At 72.4% G+C, this 11962-nt stretch carries 10 protein-coding genes and 1 riboswitch; of the genes, 4 read left to right on the forward strand and 6 right to left on the reverse strand.

Annotated features, from left to right (window positions below):
• Positions 1–276: 276 nt before the first annotated feature.
• Positions 277–1662: an aminotransferase gene (locus MKK53_RS03950; protein WP_243927033.1), complete on the reverse strand. Its 1386-nt coding sequence runs from the start codon at positions 1660–1662 to the stop codon at positions 277–279.
• Positions 1663–1798: 136 nt separating this feature from the next.
• Between MKK53_RS03950 and MKK53_RS03955 the strand changes: the two genes are divergently transcribed.
• Together MKK53_RS03955 and MKK53_RS03960 are read left to right on the forward strand one after the other, a co-directional pair.
• Positions 1799–2347 (forward strand): hypothetical protein, encoded by a 549-nt coding sequence (locus MKK53_RS03955; protein WP_243927035.1) that lies wholly within the window; start codon positions 1799–1801, stop codon positions 2345–2347.
• A complete protein-coding gene (locus MKK53_RS03960; RefSeq protein ID WP_243927037.1) occupies positions 2344–2838 on the forward strand; it encodes a glutathione peroxidase in 495 nt (164 codons plus the stop codon). The genes MKK53_RS03955 and MKK53_RS03960 overlap by 4 nt, the downstream gene beginning before the upstream one ends.
• Positions 2839–2841: 3 nt before the next feature.
• On the opposite strand, the gene MKK53_RS03965 is transcribed toward MKK53_RS03960, so the two are convergent.
• From MKK53_RS03965 to MKK53_RS03985, 5 genes are all read right to left on the reverse strand, one after another.
• Positions 2842–3153: a hypothetical protein gene (locus MKK53_RS03965; protein WP_243927039.1), complete on the reverse strand. Its 312-nt coding sequence runs from the start codon at positions 3151–3153 to the stop codon at positions 2842–2844.
• A gap of 135 nt (positions 3154–3288) precedes the next feature.
• Positions 3289–4080, reverse strand: a complete 792-nt coding sequence (locus tag MKK53_RS03970; protein WP_243927051.1) for an ATP12 family chaperone protein — start codon at positions 4078–4080, stop codon at positions 3289–3291.
• Between the two features lie 42 nt (positions 4081–4122).
• A complete protein-coding gene (locus MKK53_RS03975; protein WP_243927041.1) occupies positions 4123–4776 on the reverse strand; it encodes an HAD-IA family hydrolase in 654 nt (217 codons plus the stop codon).
• A 49-nt stretch (positions 4777–4825) separates the two neighbouring features.
• Positions 4826–5236, reverse strand: a complete 411-nt coding sequence (locus tag MKK53_RS03980; RefSeq protein ID WP_243927043.1) for a hypothetical protein — start codon at positions 5234–5236, stop codon at positions 4826–4828.
• Between the two features lie 119 nt (positions 5237–5355).
• The gene (locus MKK53_RS03985) at positions 5356–6786 is read right to left on the reverse strand and encodes an RluA family pseudouridine synthase (protein WP_243927045.1); all 1431 of its coding nucleotides are present in this window, start codon (positions 6784–6786) and stop codon (positions 5356–5358) included.
• A 181-nt stretch (positions 6787–6967) separates the two neighbouring features.
• Positions 6968–7167, forward strand: a riboswitch (cobalamin riboswitch).
• 296 nt (positions 7168–7463) lie between these two features.
• On the opposite strand from MKK53_RS03985, the gene MKK53_RS03990 reads away from it, so the two are divergent.
• Together MKK53_RS03990 and MKK53_RS03995 are read left to right on the forward strand one after the other, a co-directional pair.
• Positions 7464–9659, forward strand: coding sequence for a TonB-dependent receptor (locus tag MKK53_RS03990; protein ID WP_243927047.1), 2196 nt, complete (start codon positions 7464–7466; stop codon positions 9657–9659).
• Positions 9653–11071 (forward strand): PepSY domain-containing protein, encoded by a 1419-nt coding sequence (locus MKK53_RS03995; protein WP_243927049.1) that lies wholly within the window; start codon positions 9653–9655, stop codon positions 11069–11071. The genes MKK53_RS03990 and MKK53_RS03995 overlap by 7 nt, the downstream gene beginning before the upstream one ends.
• The last annotated feature ends 891 nt before the right edge of the window (positions 11072–11962 follow it).

The raw sequence follows: 11962 nt of genomic DNA on the forward strand, positions 1-11962 counted from the left end.
AGCCCGGCGACCACCGGTCGGGAGGGCAGGTAGACGCCCCAGCAAGCCGGGTGGGAAGGACACCCCGCGGGGCCGGTTGGGAAGCGGGCGTAGGGGGCGCCTTACCCCTTTCCCCCCCCCCTCGCCGGGGGAGGGTGGCCCCCGGAGGGGGTCGGGCGAGGGGAGCGACGGTGCAGAACGAACCCCCCACGCTGCGCCTATTCCGGACGCCGCCCTCCCCGCTCCCCCCCCCCCTGCTTCGCAGAGGGGGGAGGGAAAAGCGGGGAAGCGTCGCGCCTACCCCACCGCCTCCAGCCCCTCCGACCGGATCCAGTCCCGCGTCCGGTCGAGCGCCCGAGTGAGCCGGTCGAACAGCGTGTCGATCTCGTCCGGCGTGATGATCAGCGGCGGGCACACCGCCACCCGGTCGCCGGAGAGGTAGCGGACGATCAGCCCTTCCTCTTGGGCGAAGGCCACGCAGCGGGCCGAAACGCCGGCCTTCGGATCGTACTGACGGCGGCTCGCCTTGTCGGCGACGATCTCGAGGCCGCCGATCAGGCCGATGCCCTTTGCCTCGCCGACGATGTCGTGCTGCGCGAGCGCCGAGAGCCGCCGCTGGAATTGCGGGGCCTTTTCGGCGGCACCCTCGATGACGCGGTCGCGCCTGTAGATTTCGATGGCCTTGATCGCCACTGCGCAGGCGACGGGGTGCCCGGAATAGGTGGTGCCGTGCCCGAAGCCGCCGAGCTTCTCGCTCTGGTCGAGCAGGGCCTCGTAGAGCGGAGGGTCGATGCTCACGCCGCCGAGGGGGATGTAGCCCGAGGTCACGGCCTTGGCGAAGGAGATCGTGTCCGGCCGCATGTCGAGGGCTTGGCCGCCGAACCAGGTCCCGAGCCGGCCGAAGCCGCAGATCACCTCGTCGGCGATGAGGCGCACCTCGTATTTCGCAAGCACCGCCTGGATCGCCGGGAAATAGCCCGCCGGCGGCAGGATCGCCCCGCCCGCGCCCATCACCGGCTCGGCGATGAAGGCGGCGACGGTCTCCGGCCCCTCGCGAAGGATCGTCTCCTCCAGCTCGGCGGCGAGGCGGGCGGAGTAGCTCTCCTCGCTCTCCCCCGGCTCGGCGCCGCGATAGTGGTGCGGCGTCGACACGTGCAGGAAGCCCGGCAGGGGCAGGTCCCAGTCTAGGTGGTTGGCCGGCAGCCCCGTCATGGAGGCGCTGGCGATGGTGACGCCGTGGTAGCCCTTCCGGCGGGCGATGATCTTCTTCTTCTGCGGGCGGCCCAGCGCGTTGTTGTAGTACCACGCGAGCTTCACCTGCGTGTCGTTCGCCTCCGAGCCCGACGAGCAGAAGAAGATCTTCGAGGTCGGAACCGGCATCAGCTCCTTCAGCGTCTCCGCCAGCTCGATGGCCGGGTCGTGGCTCCGGCCGGAGAACAGGTGGGTGAAGGGCAGCCGGCCCATCTGCACCCGGGCCGCCTCGACCAGCTCCGCGTTCGAGTAGCCGAGCGCCGTGCACCACAGCCCCGCCATGCCCTCGATATAGGGCCTGCCCTCCGTGTCGTAGACGTGGACGCCCTCGCCGCGCTCCAGGACCAGCGGGCCCGTGCGGCGGTGGTTCGCCAGGTGGGTGTAGGGGTGGAGCAGGGTTTCGACGTCGCGGGTCGCGAGGTTCGAGAGCATGCGGGCGCTCCTGGGGGACTTGACCGTGGCGGCCTTGGGATCGTGCCACACTACCGGCACGATGGGTCCGCAGATAGGGTCGCAGTCCCGGCCCCCTCCGAACCGGGATGCATGCCGGACCGCCCGCTCGCCCCCGATGCTCAGCCCCGACTCGATCATCGCGCAGCCCGCCCCCGGCCGCGCCTGCGGGACCTGCACCCTGTGCTGCAAGGTCTACGACGTCCCGGCGGTGGAGAGCGTCGCCGGGCAATGGTGCCGCCATACCGTCTCCGGCCGCGGCTGTGCCATCCACGCGACCCGGCCCGACCATTGCCGCGCCTTCCACTGCCTGTGGATGACGGAGGGCTGGCTCGGCCCGGAATGGAAGCCCGAGCGCGCCAAGATGGTGCTCAGCCTCGATCCGGTCAGCCGCAACATGAACGTGCAGGTCGATCCGGGGCAGGCCAACGTGTGGCGGCGCGAGCCCTATTACACGCAGCTCCGGCGCTGGGCCGTCGCCTCGGCGCCGAAGCGGCGGCATGTCCTCGTCCACGTGAACAAGTCGACCACCGTCATCCTCCCCGACAGGGACGTCGCCCTCGGGATCGTCGCCCCGGACGAGCGCATCGTCACCCGGGAGCGAATGACGCCCCAGGGCCTCACCTTCGACGTCGAGAAGGTCCGCCCCACCGTGCAGGTCCCATGACCTCCGCCTACGATTTCACCGTCCGCGCCGCCGACGGACGCCCGCACCCCCTGGCGCAGTACCGGGGGCGGGCCCTGCTCGTGGTGAACACGGCCTCCCGCTGCGGCTTCACCCCGCAATACGAGGGGCTGGAAGCCCTGTGGCGCGAGCGGAGCGGGGATGGGCTGACGGTGCTCGGGTTCCCCTGCAACCAGTTCGGCCAGCAGGAGCCCGGGACGGCGGACGAGATCGCCGGCTTCTGCGCCCTGAACTACGGCGTGAGCTTTCCCGTCCTCGGCAAGGTCGAGGTGAACGGGCAGGGGGCGGACCCGCTGTTCGACTATCTCACCCGCGCTCGGCGCGGCCTGTTCGGGACGGCCCGAATCAAGTGGAACTTCACGAAGTTCCTGATCGGGCGCGATGGAGTTCCCGTCGCGCGCTTCGCCCCTTCGGCCCAGCCGGCGAACCTGGGCGGGGCGATCGATTCGGCCCTCGCGCGCCCCTCGGCCTGATCCTCAGGCCTGGGCCACGGTCTCGCAGACCGTCCGCGGATCGGGGCAGGCCGTCAGCAGCTGGCGGGTGGCGCGCACGGTCTGAGTGCGGATCGGCGACACCGATTCGCGCAGGAGCCCCGCGAGGAACCGGCTCTCCGACACCCGCCCGAGGGTCCCGTCCGACGCGCCGCGGAGACCCGCCCGGCGCTCGAGCTCGGCCAGCGATTCGAACAGGGCGTGGCGCGCCTCGCCCGCACGGGGGCCGCGCGCCCGGCGGAAGATCGCGGCGAGCTCTTCGATGATAGTGTGTTCGTCGGGATGGTCTGCGGACATCGCTCGGCCGAAAGCGTCTTCCGGGGATGCTAATACAGACGATGCCGGCTCCGCCAGACCGGAGGCCGTGCCGGCCCGATCATGGTGAAAATCCGGCGGGAATGTTGCCCGTCGGCATCTGTCCCCCGGGGCGTGTCAGGCCACGGCGGCGATGGTCCGCGCCGCCGCCTCGAACTCGGCCCGGCGGATCGCCAGCCGCGCCTCGGCCTCCTCGTCCCGCCCCCAGACCGCGGCCTGATAGGTCTCGTCCACATGGGCGGCCTCCCATGCGGCGGCCGGATCGAGGTGCCCGTGCAGGACGGCGAGGGCGACGATCAGCGAACCGCTGAGGGTGGTGAGGGTGTGCAGGGCGGCGAGGCGGAACGGGTCCTCCACCCGTCGCACGGCGTCAGACAGGGCCCGCACGGCCTGCGGCGGCTGCTCGACATGCATCACGCCCTCGCTGAGGATCAACCGCGCCCCGAAGGTGGCGTAGGCCCAGTCCAGGATCGGGTCCCAGGCCGCGGCCTGGGCCGCCACCAGCCGATCCGGTTCGCCGGCCCGGTAGGCCAACAGGTCGGTCACGGCATAGGCACAGAGGTCGTCGGCCACGGCCTCCCGGCGGGGCGCCACCCCGTCGATCGCCGTGTTGGCGAGCCGCGTGAGGGGCATCTTCGCCGGATCGATGGAGGTTTCCTGAGCGCCCCATTCCTCCGCCACCGCTCCGGCGAGGGATTCGGTCGGGAGGGTGAGGGGATTGCGGGCGGGGGTGTTGGCCGGCCGGCCGTCCAGGGTGAGCCTGAAACCGCCATCGGCGGGGGCGAAGCCGGCCTCCTTGTAGAACCGCCGGGGCAGGGCGGGTTTGGCCCCGGTCCGGGCCGCCCGGAGGGGATCCGGCGGTCCCCCGTCGCCCGGTTCGCCGAGCCAGTCTTGCGTCACGTCGCTCATGGGCACGGAGATAGGCGTTCCCCCCGCCGGGGGCGAGGGGGGTCAGACGAGGCCGGCGAGAAGCCCGTCCAGGGCGGAGGCGTTGTCCACCACGGTGACGGCGCCGGAGCGGTAGAGCGTCCCCGGCGCATGGTAGCCCCAGGACACGCCGATGGGCACGACGCCCGCCGCCACGGCCATGCCGATGTCGTAGGTGGTGTCGCCGATCATCAGGGTCTCGGCCGGCGCCGTCCCCGCCTCCGCCATGGCGCGGACCAGCATCCCCGGGTCGGGCTTCGAGGGCGCATCGTCGGCGCTCTGCGTGGTGACGAACCGGTCCTCCCAGCCGTGATGGGCGAGCAGACGGTCCACGCCCCTGCGCGATTTCCCGGTGGCGATGCCGAGCGCGACACCCGGCCGGGCATGGAGCCGGTCGATGAGGTCGCCCATCCCGGGGAACAGGGCCTCGTCGTGTTCCGGGTCGAGCCGCAGGCGGTTGTAGGCGATCTTGTACCGCTCGGAGAGTTCGGCCACCGGCCCGTCCTCACCCACCAGCCGGCGGAAGGCCTGGGGCAGGGACAGCCCCACCACCGACAGGGCGATCCGCCGTTCGGGGGCGGGCATGCCGACCTCGGCGAAGGCGACCGCCTGGGCGGCCACGATCAGGTGCTGGCTGTCGACGAGCGTGCCGTCCACGTCGAAGACGACGAGCTTCATCGACGGGCCCGTCCCGCCGATGCGAGGGAGGATCCGGCGGGCCGCCGTGTCACGGTTTGCGGACCGGCGCCTGAGCCGGCGGGGCGGCGGGCGTCTGGTGCTGCGGCGTGCGGGTGCGCTCGTAGCCGAGCCGGCAGCGGATCAGGAAGCGGCGGCGCTTCCCGCCCCGTAGGCCACGCTGGTGCGAGGCGCGGTTGCAGGCCGCGTAGGAGCGCCGCCGACGGTCCCGGCCGACAACCACCACCGGGGCCGCGCCCGGCCGCTCGGCGCGGGCGGCGTCGGCCTTCGGCTCGCCACGGGCGGATGCGGGTTCGGGCTTGGCGGCCGCCGGCTTCTGCGGCGCGGCGGCCGGCTCCCTGTGCGTCTGCTCTGCCGCCGCCGGTTCGCCCGGAGCCGCAAGGACCGGCAGGGGCGCTGTCATGCACAGGGCGGCAAGGCAGGCCAAAGTCGCGAGCTTCATTTCTCAGGATCTCGACCGTCGGGTGCCCCGGCAGGCAGGCGCGCGGCCGAGCACCCCAGCATATGAGGCGGGCGGCGCCGTTGCCAAGGCGTCCGCCCCCGGGGCGCCGCCCGGGACGTTCAATCTTCCGGGGCCTCGACCACGGGGTCGTAGCGGCCCGAGTCGAAGCCGAGGAGGTTCCAGCTCTGCTGCATGTGCGGCGGCAGCGGCGCGCTCACGTCCACCGGCCGCCCGGTGCGGGGATGCGGGATCACGATCCGCCGCGCCAGCAGATGCAGCCGGTTCTGGATGCCGCCGGGCAATTCCCAGTTCTCCACGGAGAAGTATTTCGGGTCGCCGACGATCGGGTGGCCGATATGGGCGGCGTGGGCGCGCAGCTGGTGCGTCCGCCCCGTGACCGGCTTGAAGGACAGCCACGACAGCTTCTGCGCCGCCTGATCCACCATGGCGTAATAGGTCAGGGCGTGGCTCGCCCCCTCCTCCCCGTGCCGGGCGACGCGCATCCGCGCGTCGGCATCGGTCGGCTCGTCCTTGGCGAGGTAGGTGGAGATCCGCCCCTGGCGCACCCGCGGCACGCCAGCCGTGAGCGCCCAGTAGATCTTGCGCGCGGCGCGGGAGCGGAAGCTCTTGGCCAGCGTGGAGGCGGCGAGCCGCGTCTTCGCGATGATGAGGCAGCCGGCCGTGTCCTTGTCGAGCCGGTGGACGAGGCGGGGCTTCTGCCCGTCCGGTCCGGTGAGGGCATCGAGCAGCCCGTCGACGTGCCGCACCGTGCCCGAACCGCCCTGGACCGCGAGGCCGAAGGGCTTGTTCAGCACCATCATCTCCGCATCCTCGTAGAGGATCAGGCTCCTGAGGAAGGTGGCGTCGTCGGCCTCCCGGGCGGCGTTGCGCGGGCGCTCGGAGGGCTGGTCCAGCCGCAGCGGCGGCACCCGCACGCTCATGCCCGGCTCCAGCCGGTCGTTGGGCTTGGCGCGCTTGCCGTCCACCCGAAGCTCGCCCTTGCGGACGATGCTCTGCACCCGGGTGAAGGGAAGCTGCGGGAACCGCGCGGTGAGGAACCGGTCGATCCGCATCCCCGCCTCGTCCGCCTCCACCATCAGCGTCTGCACGCCCGAGGCGAGGGTGGCCGACGCCTCGGCGCGCTGCTCGCGCCGGGTGGGGCCGGGGGCGGGGGCAGGGGAGGGGGCAGGGGAGGGGGCAGCGGAAACGCCATGCGCGTCGGCGGGGGGCTTCGCCCGGGGAGCGCGCGGCGCGTCGGACCGTGTCCGCGCCACACTCGCCTGGCGGGGCTTGCTCGCCGGCGGGGGCTCGTCCGAAAGCCGTGCCTTGGCCGCCTTGCGCGCCTCGGCCTCGGCGGAGGGGATCCAGGGTGAGCGCTCGCCGGCATCGTCGCCCCGGGCGCGGGCGGCGCGCTCGGCGGCATCCTTGGCGCTGGTGCGCGGCCCTGTGCCGGCGCGGACCGGGCGGAAGGCGGTGTTGCGGCCGGGCCGTCCATCGGGGCGGCCGGTGCCGCCGGAAGGGCCCCCGCGGCGGGGAGGTCGTGTGGTCATGAGCGGCTGCCCGTCTCGCGGGCCGGACAGGGGTGCCGGCGTCCCATCCCGGGGGCCGCGGGCCGGCCATCTCGCTGGGATCGTGGCCGCATAGCACCGCGGGGCACACCCGGCAAAGCCTGTCGCCTGCGGACAGGGCGCGATATCGCCCCCGGGGGCGTTGACGGCGACCGCACCCCTCGCCTAGCTTGACCGTGACGGTTCCCCCCGGGGATCAAAAGGGAACGCGGTGAGGGCATCGGCCCGAAGCCGCGGCTGCCCCCGCAACTGTAAGCGGCGAGCTTATCCACCATTCATGTCACTGGGCCCATCCGCCCGGGAAGACGGTGGAACGGCGACGACCCGTGAGCCAGGAGACCTGCCGTCAGCCGTGGTCACACGCGAAACGCGCCGGGCGGGGTGTCCTGGCGGGTGTCGAGGCAGCGTCCCGTGGGACGTCCGCCCCGGCCTCGTTCGCGGTGACGTGCCACAGCGAGCGCGCCCGCGATTCCCGTGCCGACTCCACTCGATCACCGCGTCCCTTCGGACCGGCCCGTTGCGCACTCCCGTCGCCTCGTCAGACGAGGCGACGGCGAGCGGCGTGGCGGCCGGCCGGTGCGCCTCCGGTTGAATGCAACATTATTACATTGCATAGAGTGGCCGAGGCCGGCGTCCGCCGCGCCGGAGTTTCCGTCCCCATGTCCCGTTCCCGCGTTCCGAACCGCTCCCCCTACCGCAGCGGCCTGCTGGCCGCCCTGGCCCAGGCGCCCCTGGCCCTCGTCCTCCCGCCGGCCGAGGCGCAGGAGACCGTCACCCTCGACCAGCTCTCCGTCGAAGGGGAGGGCGTCAGCCTGACCCGGTCCTCGCCGACCGGGCTGAACCTGCGCACCCCCGACCGGACGGCGAGCCGCCTCGGCTTGACCCCCCTGGAGACGCCGGCCAGCCTCGACATCGTCTCCGGCGAGACCGCGCGATTGCGCGGGCAGGACACCATCGCCGAGGCGGTGACCCAGGACGCCACCGGCATCACCACCATCGCCGCACCGGGCAACGGCAACGGTGCCTTCACCAGCCGGGGCTTCGCCGGGCCGAACTCGATCCAACAGCTCTACGACGGCACCCGCTTCTACGTCGGCGCCGGGACGGTGACCTTCCCGTTCGACACGTGGAACGTCGAGCGGATCGAAGTGCTGCGCGGCCCGTCCTCCGTGCTCTACGGGGACGGGGCCATCGGCGGCGTCATCAACGTGGTGCCCAAGAAGCCGACCTTCGTGCCGGTCAACACCGCGCGGGCGGTGATCGGCTCGGACGGGGTGGCGCGCCTCGCCCTCGATTCCGGCGGCGGCATCGCGCAGGCCGAGTACGGCGACACCTTCGCCTACCGCCTCAACGTGAGCGGCAACCGCGCCGACGGCTGGATCCGGCCGGTGGGGGACTTCCGCAACCTCGCGGTGTCGGCCGCCCTGCTGTTCCGGCCGAGCGCGGACCTCGCCATCACGCTCTCGCACGATCTCGGCTACCAGGAGCCGGCCCGCTACTGGGGGACGCCCCTGGTGGAAGGCCGGATCCCGAATTCCATCCGCTTCAACAACTACAATGTCCGCGATCCGAAGATCACCTGGGCCGACAATTGGACCCAGCTGAAGGCCGAATGGTCGCCCAGCGCCGACATCACCATCCGCAACACGGCCTACCGCCTGACCTCGAGCCGGCACTGGCTCGACGTGGAGCAATACGCGTTCAACCGGTCCTCCGGCCTGGTGGACCGGTCGGACTACCTCGAGATCTACCACAGCCAGGAACAGGTCGGGAACCGCCTCGACGCGACCTTCCGCGGCGACGTGTTCGGCCTGCCGAACCAGTTCGCCGCCGGCTTCGACGTGAACCACATCGATTTCCGGCACACGAACAACTTCTATTTCGACCCGAGCACGAGCGTCCCCCTGACCAATTACGATCCGGGCCTGTTCCCGCAGGACGGGCGCGCGCGGCCGGCCTACGCCACCCAGACGCGGCAGGCGTCGGTCTTCGCCGAGGACCGGCTGGTGCTGACGGACACGCTGTCCTTCCTCACGGGCGCACGGTTCGACATGCCGGTGCTCCACCGGGAGGACCTGCAGACCGGCGCCCGATTCGAGCGGACCTTCCAGGCGCTGGGCTACCGATTCGGCCTCGTCTACAATCCGACGGCGGAGAGCGCCCTCTACGCGCAGTACAGCTTCGCCACCGATCCCGTCGGCAGCCTCATCACGCTGTCGCAGCCGCTCGCGGGGTTCAAGCTCGCCACGGGCGACCAGATCGAGGTCGGCGCCAAGGGCCTCGCCTTCGGCGGGGCGCTGGAATGGACGCTGGCGGGCTACCGCATCGTCAAGGACAACCTGATCTCCCGCCTGCCGGGCTCGTCGGCCGTGGGCGTCCAGGTGGGGAGCCAATCCTCGCAGGGCGTGGAATTGGCGCTCGGCTGGCCCATCGCGCCGGGCTGGCGGCTCGACGGGAACATCGCCCTCCTGCACGCGCAGTACGACAGCTTCACCCAGGTGGTGAACGGTGCGGCGGTCTCCTACGCCGGCCGGCAACCCATCGACGTGCCGGAGCGGGTGGCGAACCTGTGGCTGAGCTGGGAGCCCACCCGCGACTGGGCCGCCCGGATCGGGCTCCAGAACGTCGGCGAGGTCTACAGCGACTTCGGCAACACCGCCCGGCGCCCGGCTTACACCCTCGTGAACGTGGTGCTCGACCATCAGGTGACGGCGGAGTCCCGCCTGTCGCTCCGGCTCTACAACCTGTTCGACAAGGTCTACGCCATCAGCGGCAACGCGGTGGACGGCGTCGGCACCAACTGGCTCCTCGGCCGCCCCCGCTCCGTCGAGGTCGCCTATACGGTGGCGTGGTGAGGGCGGCGGGGAAGGCGGGGCGGCGCTGGCTGCTCCTCGGCCATCGCTGGCTGGGGATCGGCACGGGGCTGCTCTTCGCCCTGTGGATCGGTTCGGGGCTGGTGATGCTCTACGTGCCGTTCCCGAGCCTCGACCGGGCGGAGCGGCTGGCCCGCCTCGCCCCGATCGCCTGGGACCGGGTGCGGATCGGCCCCGACGCCGCCCTCGCGGCGGCGGGGGAGGCGGCGGGCCTCGCCCTGGAGATGCGCGACGGCGAGCCGGTCTACCGGGTCACCGCCGCCGCGGGGGCGCGGCGCACGGTCTCGGCGGTGACGGGGGAGCTGCTGGGACCGGTCGATGCCGCGCAGGCCCTGCGCATCGCGGGCGGTGGGGAGGCTACCGCCGTCCGGCGCGACCAGTGGACCGTCACCGCCCGTTACAACCCCCAGCGCCCGTTCTGGAAGGTCGCCCTCGGCGACCCCTCCGGCCGCGAGGTCTACGTCTCGGCCCGCACGGGCGAGGTCGCCCTCGTCACCACACGGTGGCAGCGGGGCTGGAACTGGGCCGGGGCGGTGGTCCACTGGGTCTACCTCACGCCCCTGCGCGCCCGGCCGGAGCTGTGGCGGCAGGTGGTGCTGTGGCTGTCCGGCGTCGCGGGCCTCACCGCCCTCAGCGGCCTCGCCGTCGGCCTCTGGCGCCTGCGCCTGCGCCTGCGGCGGCGCTACCGGGGCGGCGCGGTGAGCCCCTATCGCGGCCTCGCCCTCTGGCACCACGCCTTCGGCCTCGCCGGGGGGTTCGGGCTCGCCCTCTTCATCCTGAGCGGCTGGCTGTCGATGAACCCGAACCGGTGGTTCTCCTCCCTCGCGCCCCCGGCGGAGATGCAGGCCGCCTATGCGGGGCGGCCGGGCGCCCTCGGCCTCGCGCCCGGCGACCTGGAACGCCTCGCCGGGCCCGGCCTCACGCTCCTGCGCTTCACCGCCATCGGCGGGCGCTGGTGGCTGGTGCGCGAGGGGGCGGCGGGCCCCGTCACGACGGATCTCGACGGTGGGGCGGGACCGGACGCGGCCACCCTGGCCGCGGCGGCGACGGTGCCGGGCGGGCGCCTCGCCTCCGTGGAGCGGATCACGGCCTACGATGCCTACTGGTACCCGCACGGCGGAGCACCTCCGCTGCCCGTCCTGCGCCTGACCTACGACGATCCGGCGGCGACGTGGTTGCACGTCGATCCCCGCGACGGCACGATCCTGAACCGCCTCGACCGCTCGGGGCGCATCAACCGCTGGCTGTTCGACGCCCCGCACCGGCTCGACCTGCCGGGCCTGTCGGTCCGCCCCACCGCCCGCGAGGCCGGGCAATGGGCACTGAACCTCCTCGGCGCCGGCATCGCGGCGACCGGCCTCGTGGCCGGCGCCCGGCGCCTCATCCGCCGGTAGCGGGACATCGCAGCCACCGCCGATAGAGCACCCATCGCCGTCTGTGCGAGCGAAGCGACGCAATCCAGGGACGCGCTACCTTCGAAGATGTCCCGCTGCCCTGGGTCGCTTCGCTCCGCTCGCGATGACGGCGAGGGGCATCGCAAGCCACCGCCAGCTTGGCCATCGGCCACCGTCCAGGGAGCGAGCACCCACCACCGTCTTTGCGAGCGCGGCGAAGCAATCCAGGCACGCGCTACCTTCGGAGATGTCCCGCTGCCCTGGGTCGCTTCGCTCCGCTCGCGATGACGGGGAGGGGCATCGCAGTCACCGCCGACAGAGCGAGCAGCCACCGCCAGCTTAGCCATCGGCCACCGCCAACAGACCGAACACCCACCACTGTCTTTGCGAGCGCAGCGAAGCAATCCAGGGGCGCGCTACCTTCGGAGACGTCTCGCTGCCCTGGGTCGCTTCGCTCCGCTCGCGATGACGGGGAGGGGCATCGCAAGCCACCGCCAGCTTGGCCATCGGCCACCGCCAACGGGGCGAGCATCCATCGCTGTCTTTGCGAGCGGAGCGAAGCAATCCAGGCACGCGCTACCTTCGAAGATGTCCCGCTGCCCTGGGTCGCTTCGCTGCGCTCGCGATGACGGCGAGGGGCATCGCAAGCCACCGCCAGCTTGGCCATCAGCCACCGCCAACGGAGCGAGCACCCACCACCGTCTTTGCGAGCGGAGCGAAGCAATCCAGGGACGCGCTACCTTCGGAGACGGCCCGCTGCCCTGGGTCGCTTCGCTCCGCTCGCGATGACGACGAGGGGCATCGCAAGCCACCGCCAAGCTTGGCCAACGGCCACCGCCATTGGACCGAGCATCCACCACCGTCTTTGCGAGCGGAGCGAAGCAATCCAGG

Origin of the sequence: Methylobacterium sp. J-076 (assembly GCF_022829405.1) — a bacterium.
GTDB lineage: Bacteria > Pseudomonadota > Alphaproteobacteria > Rhizobiales > Beijerinckiaceae > Methylobacterium.

Coding starts and splice junctions, on each gene's coding strand:
- MKK53_RS03990 (WP_243927047.1), top strand. CDS start 7,464: ATGTCCCGTTCCCGCGTTCCGAACCGCTCCCCCTACCGCAGCGGCCTG.
- MKK53_RS03980 (WP_243927043.1), bottom strand. CDS start 5,236: ATGAAGCTCGCGACTTTGGCCTGCCTTGCCGCCCTGTGCATGACAGCG.
- MKK53_RS03975 (WP_243927041.1), bottom strand. CDS start 4,776: ATGAAGCTCGTCGTCTTCGACGTGGACGGCACGCTCGTCGACAGCCAG.
- MKK53_RS03970 (WP_243927051.1), bottom strand. CDS start 4,080: ATGAGCGACGTGACGCAAGACTGGCTCGGCGAACCGGGCGACGGGGGA.
- MKK53_RS03960 (WP_243927037.1), top strand. CDS start 2,344: ATGACCTCCGCCTACGATTTCACCGTCCGCGCCGCCGACGGACGCCCG.
- MKK53_RS03985 (WP_243927045.1), bottom strand. CDS start 6,786: ATGACCACACGACCTCCCCGCCGCGGGGGCCCTTCCGGCGGCACCGGC.
- MKK53_RS03955 (WP_243927035.1), top strand. CDS start 1,799: ATGCTCAGCCCCGACTCGATCATCGCGCAGCCCGCCCCCGGCCGCGCC.
- MKK53_RS03950 (WP_243927033.1), bottom strand. CDS start 1,662: ATGCTCTCGAACCTCGCGACCCGCGACGTCGAAACCCTGCTCCACCCC.
- MKK53_RS03965 (WP_243927039.1), bottom strand. CDS start 3,153: ATGTCCGCAGACCATCCCGACGAACACACTATCATCGAAGAGCTCGCC.